The sequence below is a fragment of the Dysgonomonas termitidis genome, from assembly GCF_054657735.1.
In genome coordinates this window covers 999,528-1,016,879 of record NZ_BAAHYD010000001.1, presented here as the reverse complement: position 1 = coordinate 1,016,879, position 17,352 = coordinate 999,528, and the positions used below count along the sequence as shown (strand labels likewise).

Sequence of the window (17,352 nt, the reverse complement as noted above, 5' to 3'; positions counted from 1 at the left end):
CTGGTTCTATTATTAAGCAGTATCAATTAATCCAAAAGGTAAAAAAATGGAACTGAAGCAAAGGATGACATTCGATGAAATGTCAAGGCACATGAAAGAGCATTCGTTTAAGCTTCCCGGTAAAGTAACGGTAGGCAAATACGCCAGGGAGCTGGGGTATAAACCGTATAAGCCGATGGTAAAGGGGAAAATACATTTCTTCTATGTAAATGAGCGTGTCCCTGCAAAGGACTGACCAGGCCCGGTTATTATTTTCTGATGGGGAGACGCTTGTTCTCCCCTTTTTTTATCATTACAACTAAACAATAAAACAATATGGCGGCTTTTATAAAATACCATACATGCCTTTCTTATCTATTTTCCCCGGCGGAGTCCCGCTTTGTGTTGCATATGCTGGAAATAGAGTTTTTGAAGGGCAGGGGGTTCCATACAGACTGGAGCAGGGAAGAGTATATGAAAAGGATGGGGCTTAAGGAATACAGCTTCGATAAGTCCGTTAAACGGTTGATGAAGCTGGGATTATTGGCTAAGAAGAATAATCAATTGGGGAACAGGGTGTTTTATTCATTCAACGTTGACCGGTATGAAAAACTGGTTATGCTTTTGTCCAATATCGGGGATATTGACGGCCTGATCCGTTTCTGTGATATATATTTCAATACGGCGTCGCCCCGGTTGCCTGAAAGTATTACACGGGACGAAATACAACCTTTTGCAGGAGAACCCGGTCTGAAAATAAAAAAGTCCGGAAAACAACTTTGTGGAGAAACTGATCCGGAGCACGATCCTTCATTTGAAAAACTGAAGCCTTTATGTTCGGAAATCATAAAAATCGCACGGCAAATGGAAGAAATTACAGGATTTTAGCCAGTACCCCTGAAATCAGGCGAAGCTTTCATTTTTCAACTGGGAAGTTGGTATGAAAACCGGAAAACACTACCCCGAAATAAAGGATCTATAATAGATATAGTAGATAATATAGATAAAAAGTAGATTATTCTTTTCTTTATGTAAAGAAAAGAATCAAAAGAAACATACTTATAGTACGCCTGCGGCGTTTTTAAATAAAAAAGAATCCAGGTTTTCCGGTAGGGTGGATTGAATAATAAAGATTCGACAGGCAGGTATATTTTAAGCAAAATCGGCTTCCATACATGGCTATTTTATATGTTATCCATTTAAAATACTTAATATTCTGTGTTTTTTACACAAATATGTTCTGTATTTTTATCCTTAATTTGATTTCTGGAACAAGTTACAGGACTGATATAGGTAACTTCCGTGAGTTTAGTAGTGGCCTATATGTCATTTTAATATACTGTTGGAAGCCAAATGATAGGTAAATACAATATATCTGGATTTTATCTATATATTTGTAAAGTATATTAATAATTTGACAATGGAGTTGAACTGAATAAAAGTTGTACTTGTAGAGAAGAAAAAACAGAAAAATGACTTGCTGAAATACAGGGGAACATGAGTTGGCATTATCTTCGGCTCCAGTTCCGAATTGAGGGCTCTCGTCGAGGTATTTGCAAGTGTGGATGCCGGTGAAAAGTTTGTGAAGGATTTTTTAGCGGCATGGAACAAAGTGATGAATATCGACCGGTTTGATCTGGTTTGATCCGACAGAATAGTTTTTTTTTGCAGAAACACTGAAGATATGCGGTTCGGAGGAATATATGTTACCTGGATTTATATCGGTGCGATATATATTTGTCCGGCCGCTTTCTTTTTACTACAAATAGAAACCGTTCTTTGTGCCAGTTTTCACTCCGTTTACACGCCGAATAGATATTTGAACAAAAAGAATAAATATCTTTCCGTGAAAAACTTTGGTTGTTCTTTTGAAAATTTAGATATGTAACTTTCTTGTTTTTCAAATATTTAGTATTTTTATTAATGAAAGTTTAGCGAAAAAAATGAAAGATAAAAAACGCAATACAGACCATCCTGATATATTTTTGAATAAAAAAGATTCTGATGAAGAAACTTTCACTTCGCTCTTTTATGATTATAAAGATAAAATATATGGATTTTTTTTAGAGCTGACCCGGTCTCCGGTAAAAGCAGAAGATATGGTTCAGGAAATTTTCATGAAAATATGGCAAAAACGCGAAAAACTTATACGAGTTAGAAATATAAACGCTTATATCTATCATATCGCTCAAAATTATGCTATTGACCAACTCAGGAAAAAGAGCAATGATACCCTATTTTCTTTAGATGATTATAAAGGGAAAGAGGATACGGATACTTCAACTCAAACACCTCTCGAATCTTTAATAAACAAAGAACTGGGTAATGCCATCGCAGAAGCTATTGGGAAATTACCCTCCCAGCAAAGGAAAGTGTTTAACTTCCATTGTATAGATGGTTTTTCCCATGCTGAAATTGCGGGCAAAATGAACATCTCCGTTTCTACTGTCCAAAACCACATGAGACAGGCGCTCATCAATATACGCGTGTATGTATCGGATAATTATCCGATTTTGTTATTATGTGTCTATTTATATTTTGATTTATAGCCATAACAACATAATAACCTGACCGCAACAACCTTAAACCTTTACATTTTCACTTCCGTTTTTAATCAATGCATTTTTCTCATACCGATATTATTAACAATATTTATTTTTTCCATTTACTTTACAAAACGACAAAAAATCCTATTTAAGACAGCATTTATAAGCAATTTTATCTATATCCATGTCGTTATGATTCGTTAACAAAGCATTCAATATCAAAATTTCAAAAAAAATAACGACCGACTAGGTGTTTTTTTATATTTATTCGTCTTATATATTAAAATGTGGTAATTTTTATCAAAAGAATCCCATATAGCGATTAGGACTATATATCCACATTACAATATAAAAAGCTGTATATAAGCTATCTGTCACAAAAGTGTTATTTTCTATTGAAGAAGCATATTGTCATTAATTAACAATATATTGAATGATGAAAAAAAATATATTCAAAGATTTATTACGTAGTTACCTCAATGGGACGTATAGCAATGAAGATAAAGTTAAACTGGCCGATATGATCCGTTTCTTTACAGACAACCAACTGAGAAAAATCCTGTGGAATGTCTGGAACGAGTACGAGCCGACAGAACAACTGTCGGACAAACGGTCTAAAGAAATTTTGTCATCTATCCTTACTTCCGAACCGAAAGTTTCTACGATTATCCTACCTAAACGAAAAAGACTGTGGTTCCGTATAGCTTCTGCAGCTGTCCTGCTGATTATTTTAGCCGGATTAGGCAATTATATACTAAACCGGGATACACCTCCACAAGAGAATACTATTGTTTTGAAAGTCATGCATACGCCAATGGATGAACCGGTTTCATATGTCCGGAATATTATGTTGCCGGACGGTTCGCAAATCGTCTTGCAAGCCAACAGTACAGTTGAACTGGCTCCCGGTTTTGGAGCAGAAAGAAGAGAAATACGATTGGTGGGAGAGGCCTTTTTCGACATTAAATACAATGCAGGAAAACCTTTTATCATATATAGCGGAGAATTGAAAACAACCGTATTGGGCACATCTTTCAACATCAAGGCATGGCCTGACGATGACCGTATCCGGGTAACTGTAACACGGGGAAAAGTCAGGGTGGAAAATACAAAACAAGTGTTAGCTAATCTATCGTTAAACGAAGAAATAGAATACGATAAAACAAAATTGGCGGGAAAAAAATTTATAGTCGACGAACAAGGGACAAAAGACGCTGTGGATTGGACAAAACAAGAGATGGAATTCAATGGGATGAGTATAAAGGATATTGCTGTCGTATTGAGTAAACGATACAATGTAGACATAGAAATCCGGGGCAGTAAGCTGACCAATACATTAATCGTAGCCTCATTCAGGGGGACGGAATCTTTGGAAAGCATATTGGATATCCTGTGCGTCATCAATTCGGCGACAAACTACGTCATTGAAGACAATAAAGTAACTATATATCAAATAGAACAATAAAAGTAAAAACATCGAGATAAATCATAAAAAAACAGTAGCTATACTATGATACATATGAATTCATCTTAAATTCCGGTAATATAGGAATAACAACAAAAACCCTCCGATGATGGGGATTATACGAAGGGTTTTAGGATTACAACAAATTACTATTAGTTAATATTTTTCATTATAACCAATCACAAAGATATGAAAAGAAAACGACATTATATTCTTTGCATTGTGACGTTCATGCTATTGGTGTTATGCGGCTTTAATGCGTCTGCACAATCGTTGCAAACGAAAATAGTGCTTGAACTGAAAAACCAACCGCTGAAAGACGGTTTGGATCAGGTCGGGAAATTGTCAGGTTTCAGGATGAATTATTCACTGACCCTTATTTCCACATACAAGAACATTACCTTGCCAAAGTCAGAACGTACCGTTGATAATACATTGAAGGCATTACTGACAAACACGAACCTGACCTATAGTGTAAGCAGCGATAAGATTTTGATTATCGCCAAGCCGGAAACCAGGGAGGACACAAAAACAGTTCAGCCTGAGTCCCGGCAAGATCCGGAAACAAACAATGTTGTAATTACAGGTGTCATTACAGACATGGATAATAATCCGTTGCCAAGCGTATCCGTTCAGGTGAAGAACACAGGTCTGGCTGTACTTTCTAATGCTAACGGAGAATATTCCATTACAATACCCCAAGGCACAGAAAGTAATCCGGTATTGATTTTCTCCTTTATCGGAATGAAACCGCAAGAAGTAAGGTATACAGGCAAAAACCTGAACATCGTATTGGAAGATACGGTAAATGTATTGGAGGATGTTATTATAACAGGGATTTCGACAAAAAAGAAAAACAGTTATACCGGGGCAGTAAGTGTAATTACCAATGAAGAGCTGCAATTGTTTCGCGGACGAAATATTTTTACAACATTGAGCAACATCGACCCATCTTTTAATGTGATCGAAAACAATGTTTGGGGCGCTGACCCAAACCGTTTACCGGAAATACAAATCCGAGGAACAGGAAACCTTCCCTCAATCAATCAGTTACAGGAACAAACCTCCACTGCGCTTAATACGCCTCTGATTATATTAAACGGCTTTGAAACCAACTTACAGCGTATGATGGACCTCAACGACCAGGAGATTTCATCCATATCCATATTGAAAGACGGCGCAGCTACGGCATTATACGGTTCGCGGGGGGCAAACGGCATCATCGTTATTACGACCAAAGAACCGGAGATAGGAAAGCTGAGATTATCGTTAAGGAGCGAAATGTCCCTGAATTTACCCGATTTAAGCAGCTATCATTTACTGAATTCCCGCGATAAATTGAAACTTGAGGAGATGTCGGGTTATTATGAAAATGCACTGAGAACACCGGCTCAAAACATTGCTCTTCAGCAGTATTACAACGAAGTATTGGCAGAAGTAGCCAAAGGGGTCAATACCGATTGGCTGGCCAAACCCTTGCATAACAGTATTGACCAGAACCACTACCTGAAATTAGAAGGTGGCGATCGTTCTTTTCAATACGCAATTAAAGCACAATATAACGACCGGCAAGGTGTTATGAGAGAATCAGGAAGAAAAGTATTTAACGGGGGTATTGATTTGACCTATAAGCATCAGCGCCTGACTTTCCGAAACTCCCTGATGATCGGACATACAAACCAGGAGGAATCCCCCTATGGGTCATTCTCCCAGTATGCAGAATTAAACCCGTATTGGAAACCGTATGATAAACAAGGGCATCTGGTTCGCTTTTTTACTCCATACAGTGACGTCTACTGGGGGCAAACAGGCAATCCCCGTTATAACGGCGCATGGCCTAACCCGATGTACAATGCTACATTGAACACCTACGATAAGTCGGATTATACTGATATTACCAATAATTTTGCCATCGAATGGAAACCGTTGAGCGAATTATTCTTCAGGGGATCTATTGCCATCGGAAGCAATACAAGTAATCATGATGTTTTTAAACCGGCCGACCATTCCGATTTTGCCGGATATACTGATGAGGACCTGTTTAGAAAAGGAAGCTATTCATATTCCAATGGAAAAAACTTCAATTATCAGGTAAATTTCTCCGTCAACTTTTCCAGGGTTTACGCAGAGAAACATTCGCTTTACGCGATGGCAAATGTAGATGTAACTCAAAACCGGGGCCGGAGTTATAGTTTCCTTGCGGAAGGGTTCCCCGATGAATCGATAGACTTTTTGGGAATGGCTCTCCAGTACCAGAAAGACGGGAGTCCCGGCGGGTCAGAATCTACTACCCGCAGAATCGGTGTATTGGGAAATGCGAATTACATTTACGACAATCGTTACATGCTTGATTTTTCCTACCGTATGGATGGAGCTTCCCAATACGGAACCAACCGCCGTTTTGCACCGTTCTGGTCTGTTGGAGCAGGATGGAACCTCCACAACGAAGCCATTATCCGTGACAATTTGAAGTTTGTGAACCGCCTGAAAATACGTGGTTCTATCGGGACAACCGGCTCACAGGACTTTGCCGCTTATATGGCGCTGGCCACATACAGGTACTATACCGACCGTCGCTACAATATATGGACAGGAGCTTACCAGGTTGCCTTAGGCAATAAGGATTTGCAGTGGCAGGTACGAAAAAAATACAACCTTGGGCTGGAAACGGATATATTTAATAGCCGTCTGAGGCTGGAAGCTGATATCTATAAAGAAAAAACATCGAACCTGTTATCCGATCTGGAATTGCCATATTCCAACGGATTCAGTACTTACACCGAAAATGTGGGCAATCTGGAGAGCCGCGGTTTTGAATTATCCGCTACTGTTTTTCTGATACAGGATCTGAAACGTGGGATGTCGTGGTCCGTGAGAGGCATGGTTGCCCATGATAAGGACAAGATCGTGAAATTATCGGAAGCGATGAAGGCCGCTAATGAAAAGTTGGCTTTGCTTGGAGGTTCCAGCCCGAACAAGATACTTCGCGAAGGAGATTCGCCAAGTACCATTTATGTGGTACAATCTTTGGGTATAGACCCGAGTACGGGACGGGAACTGTATCTGACTAAAGAAGGTGAAGTGACTTATACATGGAATGCGCGCGACAGGATTGCCGTAGGAAACAGCCGGCCTAAATACAGGGGAAGTTTCAGTTCAATGTTCCGTTATAAAGACTTTACACTGAATGTTTCATTTGGCTACCAGTGGGGAGGCCAGTTATACAACCAGACATTACGGGATAAGGTGGAGGTTACCAACAAACTGATGAACGTGGACGAAAGGGTATTTACCGACCGGTGGAAACAGCCGGGCGACGAGGTTTTCTTCAGGGGTATAAACGATTATGACTATACCATGTCTGAGGCCACCTCCCGCTTTGTTCAGAATGAAAATACGTTGATTTGCCAGAACGCAACCCTTATGTATGAGATACGCGCAAAAAAATGGCTGGATATGCTGGGCGTACAAAATATGCAAGTGTCCGCCAGTACAGGCGAGTTATTCTATATATCTTCTGTTAAGCGGGAACGCGGCACGAATTATCCGTTTACCCGTCAATTGATAATGTCTCTATCCTTAATGTTCTAAACAATAAAACGTATGAAAAAATATATAGTTGTAATAATATGGCTGCTTGGCGGCCTGTTGTACACGGGATGCAACGATTGGCTGGACGTAACGCCGGTAGATCAAAATCCGAAAAATAAATTATTTACAACCCAGAAAGGTTTCCGGAGCGCGCTTACCGGTGCATATATCCGTCTGAACGAAGAACGTGTGTATGGAGGTGCGCTGATATGGAATGATGTCGAATATATGGCTTGTAATTGGTATAATACTTCGACAAACAATACCATACTGGCAGAATTATTAAATTGTAATTATAACAATGGTAATGTCAGGAGCAGGATGGACGGCATCTATGAAAATCTCTATAAGGTAATAGCCGATGTGAATAGTATCCTGGAGGAAATTGATGCGCAACAGGCAGTTTTCTCCGATGGCAATTACGAAATGATAAAAGGCGAAGCTCTTGCAATAAGGGCGTTCTGCCATTTCGATGTTCTACGCCTGTTTGGACCAATGCCGATGAACGTAGGTGAAGACGGGTTGCTGCCTTACGTAAAAACCGTTACCAAAGAGGTACACCCGGCGCTTACTTATAAGGATTATACGCAAGCTATCATAAGCGATTTGAACGAAGCGGAAATATTGCTGAAAAAAGTCGACCCGATCCTTACTTTTTCTATCGCCGATATGGCAATGAATGACCTGGATAAAGGTGATTTTACAACGGAGGATGATTATATCGCCGTTCGCCAGATACGGATGAATTACTATGCTGTACTGGCGACCAAAGCCCGCGTATATACGTGGTTATCCGCACAGGATGGATCCATGAAAGCCAATGGCGCCAGGTATGCGCAAATGGTAATCGACGCCAAGGATCATAACGGAACACCGACTTTCCGCCTGGGAACAGATGCTGACCGCGTAGCACAGGATTATACAATGTCGCCCGAACACATTATGGCATTGAGTGTCTATGACCTGGCGAACAAAGCCAACAACCTTTTTGGCGAAACCGGTTCGCTTGCCCGTTACGACTTCTCGGTACAAGATGGTTTTTATTATCTGAATAATTTGTTTCCGGTAGCTGAACGGGTATCCGATATCCGCTGGAACGGGATGTGGAGCTATAAAACTCTTTCAGGTAAAACAAGCGAAGTGATGTATAAGAAATACATTCAAAACGCAAACGAATATGTGCGGATTCTCCAGGTTCCTTTGCTGAGGTTAAGTGAAATGTATCTGATTCTTACCGAATGCGCCGAAACCAAAGCTGCTGCCGAAACATCTTATAAATACTATTGCGGACAGAAAGGGATTCCTTTTACCGCATTTTCCGATTTGGATTGGGAAACAGACCGGCGCAACAAGATGGTCAGGGAATATTGCCGCGAGTTTTACGCGGAAGGGCAATCGTTCTTTACTTATAAACGCTACAATGTAACTACCCTGCCGTCTGGCTGGACTTATACATATTTTTCGGGCAGCGCAGCAAAATATATTGTTCCCAAACCATTGCGTGAAATAGAATATCACAATAAATAACCTACTATTATGAAGAAACTTATATATATACCGGTCATCATTTTGCTGATAGCCACTGGATGCTCGGAAGCAGAGTACCTGTCGTATGCCGGGGATGACCGTGTGCAGATGGGTGACACCGTGACAACGAATTTCACGTTTGTGTACGAGCTGTCCTCCGTAACCGTTGATACCGTATACATCCGGGTGAATACTATCGGGAATGTGGCAAACCACGACCGCGAAGTAAAATTGATACAGGTACCGGAATACAGTATCACATATGAGAGAGACCCCGTAACAGGAGATATAACAGATACCATCGAAACCGAATTACCGAACAAGGCTGTTCCGGGTCAACACTATGTGGACTTTTCCGATGCTTCCCTAAAAAAAATATACGTAATAAAAGCCAATGAAGTAACGGCGTTGATTCCGGTCGTCCTGCTTCGCGACGCCAGCCTGAAGGATACCAGTTTCCGGCTGCGGGTACAATTGGACGAATCGGCCGAATTCGGATTAGGCGAGTTGAAAGCCCGTGCCAAAACAATCATATTCTCCGACCGGTTAGAACGTTTCTATTCGTGGCGGGTAGACAATTACCAAGCCGCGGCTTATGGTACATTGGGTAATTACAGTACCGTCAAGCACCAGTTTATGATAAATGTAACCGGCGAAGTGATCGATGAAGCCTGGTGGCAGGAGGTCAGCGCTGTCCAGGCTCAGGCTCATTACAGGAATCTACTCAAAGAAGCTCTGAATAAGTATAACAATGACCCTGTTAATATAGCAAACGGTACAGCGCCATTGCGTGAAACAAGCAATCCCGGCAGCGCCCTGGTTACGTTTCCTTAATGAAGTTTAAAGATGAATTCAGATTAATTACAGATATGAAAAAAACATATAACTTATTACTAATAATTGCCTTGTTTCCTATCATGTTACACTCGTGTTTTGAAGACAGGAGCGATGATGGAACGGACGATCTTTTACCGGTTTTAGTTTCCGGTCTGGATAATCAATACGAAGTATACTCCTATCGGGACATATTGAGGATCGACCCGACAGTGCAAAACGAGAATCGCTACGAATTTTGCTGGCTGGTTTATTCCACCAAATACAATCCGAACGAACCGGCATTACCGAAGGCAGATACCCTGTCTTTTACAAAGAATTTGGATTATGAAGTATTTCTTGAACCGGGGCAATACATTCTTATATTTAATGTCCAGGATAAAGAAACAAAGGTAACCACTAAAATTACATCCGATTTATTTGTTTCCACACTGAATATGAAGGGCTGGTATCTTCTTACTACAGAGAATAATAAAACAGATTTCGATTTTATATACAGCGGGGGCCGGATTGACAAGTGGATAAAGTCATACAACGGGGAAAGCCTTGACGGTAATGCCATAAAAGCGATTTTTTCGCCGCAGATGAAACCCACGCCTACATCTTCCAATACATATAATACGTTTTTTGTCATCTCCGATAAAGATGCAGGTATTTACCGGATAGACAACGGATTAAAAGAAATGGGATATAATGATATGTTTTTTACGGCGCCTGACAATAAAAAGCCGGAAACCATATTGCAACCGACTTCTACGATGTATTCCATTCTTATTAATGACGGTAAAATGTATATTTTAAATAAAGGGGGACGTTTCGCACATCCTCCGGTCTCTACGTATAAGTTATCGCCGGTTGCGGCTGTGGGTGCAATGCCCCTCCTGTTTGACGAAAATTCAAAGTCGATAGTTTTAGTCGACGGCGTTAATTTCCAGGCCATGCGTTCCCTAGGATCCGATTTGACTAATATGAATGCCGATATAGTCTGGATAGCCTCGTATATTAATGTTCGAAGCCAGGCTATAGCCTTGCTGCTTGTCAGGAAAGCCGATGGTTCGGGTACTGTATTCAAGTTTAATGTGCTTTTCCAATACTTGTACGCTTATGGTAGTGGCACGCCCATTATTGAAAGTACAAAAGATTTCAGTCCATCACATGGCCTTATGAACGCCGATAAAATAGCAGGCAACTGTGAATATGACTATATTTATTATGCTAAAAACAATAATATATACCAGACCGATATAAATTCAGCTCCTGAAAAACTGTTGTTTACACTACCTGCGGGGGAGACAATTACCTGTATGCAGCATGTAAGGTTTCCTGATTCGTCTGCTGCATCGACAATTAACTATTTTGTCATAGCAACTACTGCCAATGGAAAATACAAGGTAAGATTTTATGACATCAGCACCATTGGCGAACTGGCTCCGTCATCATCTATGTCTGATATCGAGGGAAATGGAAGTGTTACATGTGTCAATTACTTAGAACAAGGAAACGGTTCCAGGATATATTAAAAACAAGCGCCCAAAGTGCATGTTAAAAATGTTCTTGTTGTTGGGATATACTCCATATTCCCGGCATTAATATATTTAATAATGAAAATAATAGGTAAAATGAATAAACTTATACTGATTCTTGCATTAGTGTTCCTCTGGGTAACACGCATTTCGGCTTCAGAACCTGATTCGACAGTTTTGGCAAAACAGCAGTCCGAGTTGGCTGCCGCTTTGCAGGAAAGCGACAAAAAGTTGTCGGACTGCCAACAGGCTTATTACGATGCCCAAAAGAATAAGGTAAAATATGATACTGTCGGTTTGGCCCAATGGCGGTACGAAATGAAACGACTGAAGGATGAACGGAAAACGAAAGAGATAGCATTCATCAAATCGCATCCGGATTATTACGTCAGCATCAAAGCCCTCAATGATGTTATCGGGCATTTACCCGATGACATACGGGTTTGTGATCAATTATTCAACGGACTGGATAAATCCGTGAGGGAAAGCCCGGAGGGGTTTAAGACCCGGGAAGTGATAGATCGCTTCCTGCGGGTTGCCGTTGGCGCGCAAGCTCCTGAATTCACGGCGAATGATACCATTGGTAAACCTGTCAGTCTCAATGATTTCAGAGGGAAATACCTGTTGCTTGATTTTTGGGCAAGCTGGTGTGTCCCTTGCCGGGAGGAAAATCCTGTTATAGTAAAAGCGTATCATCAATTCAAAGACAAAAATTTCGAAATTCTTTCCGTGTCGCTCGATCAATCCGGCAAATACGATGCGTGGTTGAAGGCTATTCACGATGACAGGCTGGCATGGACACACGTTTCGGATTTGAAATACTGGGATAGCAAAGTAGCCCAAATGTATAGCATTCGCTCTATTCCGCAAAACTTCCTGTTAGACCCGCAAGGTAAAATCATCGCTATTAACATGCGTGGAACGGCGTTAATTAAAAAACTGGAAGAATTACTGAAATGAGCGGTTATTAATCCCGAATTTATAATTTCAGATTAACTATTTTATTGATAATTAAACTTATACACTTTAAATAATGATAAAATTGAAAATTCTGTTTATACTATTAATAAACGGACTATTCCTTTCTGCACAACAGCAAACGGTATTACCGGCAGATACGGTAAAAAAAGAAACCGTGGAAAAACCGGTAGAAACAAAGCCTAACAACCAACCGAAACCCTATAAAGAGGTCATTACGGACAAAGCGATAACGAAGCATGGCCTACTGGATGTACACCGGATAGATGACCGGTTCTTCATGGAAATACCGGACACATTGTTAGGCCGCGACATACTGGTAGTGAATCGCATAGCGAAAGCGGCTGCAGGAATTCGTCCGCAAATACATGTTTATGCAGGCGACCAGATAGGAGAAAACGTCATTCGCTTTGAACGCGGACCATCTAACAAAGTATTTATCCGTAGAATGATTTTTACCGAGAACTCGGCGGACAGCACAGCAAACGGAATGTACCGTTCGTTGGTCCGATCGAATATACAACCGATATCCGCATCTTTTGCCATTAAGGCTTTCGGTGGTGACAGCCTGAAAATCAAAACCTCTGTTATCGACGTTACCGACTTCCTGCAAACTGAAAATGAAGTTTTCTACTTTAATTCGACAGTTAAAAAAAGCCTTTCGATCGGAGCTGTCCAAAATGATATGTCTTATATAGACGATATTTGCCCCTACCCGGCTAATGTGGAAATACGTACGGTACGGTCGTACTTGAAAGTATCGACCGACCCTAACGCCGGCGTATCAACACTGCCTATTACCTATGAGTTGAACAGTTCGCTGTTATTGCTGCCCGAAACACCCATGAGGCCGCGGTATGCCGATGCCCGTGTAGGATTCTTTTCCAGAGGTTTTTATGATTTTGACAGCAATCCCCAAGGGGTAAAAGAGAAAGCATTCATTACCCGCTGGCGTCTGGAACCTAAGGCCGAAGACCGCGCCAAATATTTGCGTGGCGAACTGGTGGAGCCGAAAAATCCAATCGTCTATTACATCGATCCCGCCACACCAAAAAAATGGGTGCCTTATTTGATCGCCGGAGTGAACGACTGGCAGGAAGCATTTGAACAAGCCGGGTTCAAGAATGCCATAAAAGCATTGCCTGCACCCGGGAATGACTCGACATGGAGCATTGCCGATGCCCGTCACAACGTGATTGTTTATAAACCTTCGGCTATAGCTAACGCAAGCGGGCCGCATGTGCATGATCCCCGCAGCGGAGAAATTATGGAAACTCATATCAACTGGTACCATAATATCATGCAATTATTACGTAACTGGTATATGATACAAGCCGGGGCTATCGATTCACGGGCTAATACCATGCAGTTTGACGACGAATTGATGGGCCAGCTGATTCGTTTCGTATCTTCACACGAAGTGGGGCACACATTGGGCCTGAGGCATAATTACGGTTCAAGTTCAACTGTACCTGTTGAAAAGTTACGTGATAAAAACTGGGTGGAAAAACACGGGCATACACCTTCTATTATGGACTATGCACGCTTCAACTACGTAGCGCAACCTGAAGACAAGATAGGTGAAAAAGGAATATTCCCCCGTATTGGCGACTATGATAAATGGGCGATAGAATGGGGATACAGGTGGTTTCCTCAATTTAAAACACCAGAAGATGAAGAACCCTACCTAAACCAGTGGATTATTAAGCAGTTGAGGAGTGACAAGCGATATTTCTTCGGCGGTGAATACGAAAGTACCGATCCGCGTTCGCAAAGCGAAGACCTGGGAGACGACCCTATCCTTGCAAGTTCCTATGGATTGAAAAACCTGCAACGTATATTGCCCCGGCTCAAAGATTGGACACGCGAAGAAAACGAAGGTTATGAAAACTGGCAGGCAATGTACATCGAATTGCTTAAGCAATACAGGCTTTACATGGCGCATGTGCTTAAATTGATCGGTGGTAAATATGCCACATACAAAAGTATAGAACAGGATGGATCTATCTATGAACCGGTAGAATATGAGAAACAAAAAGCCGCAATGAAGTTCCTCGCTGAAAATCTTTTCGAAACGCCCCGTTGGTTGCTTAACGATACGATCGGTTCGTACATGGCTTTAAATCCGGCAGTATACATCGGCTCTGCCCAATATGCCGCATTAATGCGTTTACAGGGATCGGATATTCTGTTAGGGTTCACAAAAAACCAGGCCAAAGGAGATAAAGGGTATGGAATCTCTGAGTTTCTGAATGACCTTAAACAAGCAATATGGACAGAAATCTATACACATAAACCTATCGATATTTACCGGCGCGACCTGCAAAAGCTATACATCGACAATACATTCAAATCTTTTAAGTCTGTGAATGAAATTGTCGGGGCAAATAACGGAAATGGATTGATACTATACATAAATCCCGACCCTACCCGTTCAGATGTTTCCAGCATTATCCGTGCTCACCTGCTTTCTCTTTGCGACGATATAAATAAAGAAATTATACGAACGGACGATGAATTGACAAAATATCATTTACAGGACATCGTAAGCCGTATTAAGAAAGGATTAGATGTAGAAGAAAAGAAATAATAGCTGATAGAATAACCTGTAAATAATATAACTTAGCGGCCCTTGCTTGCGATAAGTAAGGGCTGTCTTTTAATCACAGATCCTCGAAATATTTACAATAAAAGTCGGTATGCCCTGCTTGCGGAAACTGCCTTCTGGCGCCCTATAGACCTATCCGGTAGCATGGCTTTTCTATTGCTAAGCATTATGCATTAGTGTCTTTTTTGCATCTAACGGAAGTCTCTCTTTTCAGGTATAAAATTTCTCATCCAAGCTTAATCCCGACCGGTAGAAGAGCTAGACCACATATATCGCTCCATATGTTTGTGTGTTTCGCATACGTTGCCATCCATACCATCCGTATTGATGTTAATACCGTTGCGGTCTACATATCCTGGAAAGCACCAGCAAAAAAAAGCTAAAACAGACGCTGACATCGGGATCTAGTGGCAGATTACTCAACTGACAATATATCGTCGCATCTTAAGAAGATATTCAAGGAAAATGAATCGGACTAAAATTCAGTTACCAAGGAATTTTCGGTAACTGGATTGTACACATAAATCCCTGCTTGTTTCATGGCTCTATCAAGTTAGCCCTGTCCATTGGTACAACACCAAGCTGCTTCCCGAACAATTTCAATACCTGGTTCACTTTATCCATTTTCAGGGTTTCTTTCCCTGTTCCAGTTCACGCAGGAAGCGAAGCCCTACACCTGCTTTCTGGGCGAACTCTTCCCGAGAGAATCCAAGCGCTTTGTGCTTAGTCTTCACATATTCGTTTAATGGTAGATTATTCATATCCGATACCTTTTTGGGTACAGGTATAAGGAACTTATTCAATAAATACCCGAAAGGGTGCTGGAATATAGAAAAATTACATAATGATACCCAAAAGGGTGTTGTATGGAAATAATATTTGCAAGAATTACGAAATGAATGCCGGCAGTATTTGGTAAATACCGGATCTGTTTTTTAGCTTTTCTTTTTTCTGGAGAGTTGTTTTAACCGGAGCTCCATGATAGCGTCGGCTATTTCCAGGGCTTCTTCCCTGTTCAAAAAATAGTTCAGTCCATAGGACCGTTGCTTGTCTTTAGGATATTTATGTACTCTGGACTGTACCTTCAGGGAATCATCCAGGAAATAATAGACCGAGCCTTTCTCCTGCTTGTATTCCAAAGGCTCGATACGGCTCGAATAACCGCTCCATTGCTTGCCGGCTTCCTTCAGTTCTTCCCGCAAAAGTTTTTTTTCCTGGTTGCTGATCGCTTCAACCTGATAGGCTCCGGGAAGATTGTCCAGTATATCATACAGGGAGTAGCGGACTTCTTTACCTGTTTCCTTTACGCAATACATGACAATTTTCCCTTCAGGGTTATATTCACGGAAAACGCCGAATGCAATTTTATCCCCGAGTACGCTTACCCGGATATACTTATTGTTCTCCGGGATCATCCGGGGAGCCGCCTGTTTCTTTTTCCTGTTCCAGGACAGGCCTGCCCCGTTCAACGCCTTTTGAAGCCTGACCTTATCGTCGAAGGAGGCTTGTTTGAAATCCTGGTAATTAAAAGTAAAACCACCTGTCCCCAGCGTATTGTCTCCGGCCAGGGTAACGCCCGCGGTAATCCCTTTAAAGGTGACGTCCTTTACGATAATGAGGGTCCCGTCCCCGAAAACAATTATATCATTGATTTCAGGGCAGTCTTTCTCCATCCATTCCCTGAATTCTTCAAAGCTGATTTTTTCCTTATCCTTATCAATCCTGGGAACATTAGCCTTAATCTTGTGGTCCGCGCAATATTGGGTTATGGCAGACCGGTCCGCCTCGCTTACGGGGGAATACTTACTAATGTATAATAGTATCCGGTCTCGTGTTTTCATTGATACATGACATTGTTTACTGTTAAAATGATAATGACAAATATACAGTATTTAGGATAAAAATTAAAGAATGTTTTACGTTAATAACTCCAATATAAAAAAACACCAAAAAAGTAAGTAAAATATTAGCTCCTGGATTTATATAACCGGATCACCCGGTAAAAATACGGTTCCGGTATATATAGCCGCCAGATTATAGCCGGATGGATTAAATTACCTGTAAATAAACCGTTTATGATGAATTTTAGTATACCCAGGCATATACAGGGAAAGCAGTTCTGTTTTAAAGTATAAATACCCCATGTACAAGCCCTGTAAAGGGGGGGCTTTGTTCCGGAATTACCCATATCTCCGTGATTGATTTTTACTCATAAAAATGCTCTAAAACATCATTTTCAAAAACGGGACTTGAAGATTTGGCCCGGAGCACAGATATCGAATCCGCACCCGGAGGGATACC

Annotated in this window: 11 protein-coding genes and 1 pseudogene; 10 read left to right on the top strand and 2 right to left on the bottom strand. The window is 41.1% G+C overall.

The features are described from left to right. The first annotated feature begins 46 nt into the window (after positions 1-46). From ACYQ3L_RS04105 to ACYQ3L_RS04060, 10 genes are all read left to right on the top strand, one after another. Complete coding sequence (locus tag ACYQ3L_RS04105) at positions 47-235, top strand: hypothetical protein (RefSeq protein ID WP_379993864.1); 189 nt, start codon at positions 47-49, stop codon at positions 233-235. Between the two features lie 80 nt (positions 236-315). After that, positions 316-867 (top strand): hypothetical protein, encoded by a 552-nt coding sequence (locus tag ACYQ3L_RS04100; RefSeq protein ID WP_379993865.1) that lies wholly within the window; start codon positions 316-318, stop codon positions 865-867. Positions 868-1,922: 1,055 nt separating this feature from the next. After that, on the top strand, positions 1,923-2,528 hold the full coding sequence (locus ACYQ3L_RS04095; RefSeq protein ID WP_379993866.1) for an RNA polymerase sigma factor: 606 nt from the start codon (positions 1,923-1,925) through the stop codon (positions 2,526-2,528). Between the two features lie 430 nt (positions 2,529-2,958). After that, positions 2,959-3,990 carry a FecR family protein gene (locus ACYQ3L_RS04090; RefSeq protein ID WP_379993867.1) on the top strand — a complete coding sequence of 344 codons (1,032 nt, stop codon included), beginning with the start codon at positions 2,959-2,961 and terminating at the stop codon, positions 3,988-3,990. 189 nt (positions 3,991-4,179) lie between these two features. After that, positions 4,180-7,581, top strand: a complete 3,402-nt coding sequence (locus ACYQ3L_RS04085) for a SusC/RagA family TonB-linked outer membrane protein (protein WP_379993868.1) — start codon at positions 4,180-4,182, stop codon at positions 7,579-7,581. A 12-nt stretch (positions 7,582-7,593) separates the two neighbouring features. Next, complete coding sequence (locus ACYQ3L_RS04080; protein WP_379993869.1) at positions 7,594-9,108, top strand: RagB/SusD family nutrient uptake outer membrane protein; 1,515 nt, start codon at positions 7,594-7,596, stop codon at positions 9,106-9,108. Between the two features lie 9 nt (positions 9,109-9,117). Next, positions 9,118-9,942: a DUF4843 domain-containing protein gene (locus tag ACYQ3L_RS04075; RefSeq protein ID WP_379993870.1), complete on the top strand. Its 825-nt coding sequence runs from the start codon at positions 9,118-9,120 to the stop codon at positions 9,940-9,942. Positions 9,943-9,977: 35 nt separating this feature from the next. Next, positions 9,978-11,462 (top strand): PKD-like family lipoprotein, encoded by a 1,485-nt coding sequence (locus tag ACYQ3L_RS04070; protein WP_379993871.1) that lies wholly within the window; start codon positions 9,978-9,980, stop codon positions 11,460-11,462. Positions 11,463-11,561: 99 nt separating this feature from the next. Further along, positions 11,562-12,425, top strand: coding sequence for a peroxiredoxin family protein (locus tag ACYQ3L_RS04065; protein ID WP_379993872.1), 864 nt, complete (start codon positions 11,562-11,564; stop codon positions 12,423-12,425). Positions 12,426-12,498: 73 nt separating this feature from the next. Then, positions 12,499-15,033 (top strand): zinc-dependent metalloprotease, encoded by a 2,535-nt coding sequence (locus tag ACYQ3L_RS04060; RefSeq protein ID WP_379993873.1) that lies wholly within the window; start codon positions 12,499-12,501, stop codon positions 15,031-15,033. Positions 15,034-15,588: 555 nt separating this feature from the next. On the opposite strand, the pseudogene ACYQ3L_RS04055 reads toward ACYQ3L_RS04060, so the two are convergent. Both ACYQ3L_RS04055 and ACYQ3L_RS04050 read right to left on the bottom strand, forming a co-directional pair. Further along, a pseudogene (locus ACYQ3L_RS04055) lies at positions 15,589-15,812 on the bottom strand (helix-turn-helix domain-containing protein). 174 nt (positions 15,813-15,986) lie between these two features. Next, the gene (locus ACYQ3L_RS04050) at positions 15,987-16,892 is read right to left on the bottom strand and encodes a hypothetical protein (protein ID WP_379993874.1); all 906 of its coding nucleotides are present in this window, start codon (positions 16,890-16,892) and stop codon (positions 15,987-15,989) included. Positions 16,893-17,352 lie beyond the last annotated feature (460 nt).

Coding starts and splice junctions, on each gene's coding strand:
- ACYQ3L_RS04065 (WP_379993872.1), top strand. CDS start 11,562: ATGAATAAACTTATACTGATTCTTGCATTAGTGTTCCTCTGGGTAACA.
- ACYQ3L_RS04105 (WP_379993864.1), top strand. CDS start 47: ATGGAACTGAAGCAAAGGATGACATTCGATGAAATGTCAAGGCACATG.
- ACYQ3L_RS04070 (WP_379993871.1), top strand. CDS start 9,978: ATGAAAAAAACATATAACTTATTACTAATAATTGCCTTGTTTCCTATC.
- ACYQ3L_RS04060 (WP_379993873.1), top strand. CDS start 12,499: ATGATAAAATTGAAAATTCTGTTTATACTATTAATAAACGGACTATTC.
- ACYQ3L_RS04095 (WP_379993866.1), top strand. CDS start 1,923: ATGAAAGATAAAAAACGCAATACAGACCATCCTGATATATTTTTGAAT.
- ACYQ3L_RS04100 (WP_379993865.1), top strand. CDS start 316: ATGGCGGCTTTTATAAAATACCATACATGCCTTTCTTATCTATTTTCC.
- ACYQ3L_RS04075 (WP_379993870.1), top strand. CDS start 9,118: ATGAAGAAACTTATATATATACCGGTCATCATTTTGCTGATAGCCACT.
- ACYQ3L_RS04080 (WP_379993869.1), top strand. CDS start 7,594: ATGAAAAAATATATAGTTGTAATAATATGGCTGCTTGGCGGCCTGTTG.
- ACYQ3L_RS04050 (WP_379993874.1), bottom strand. CDS start 16,892: ATGAAAACACGAGACCGGATACTATTATACATTAGTAAGTATTCCCCC.
- ACYQ3L_RS04090 (WP_379993867.1), top strand. CDS start 2,959: ATGATGAAAAAAAATATATTCAAAGATTTATTACGTAGTTACCTCAAT.
- ACYQ3L_RS04085 (WP_379993868.1), top strand. CDS start 4,180: ATGAAAAGAAAACGACATTATATTCTTTGCATTGTGACGTTCATGCTA.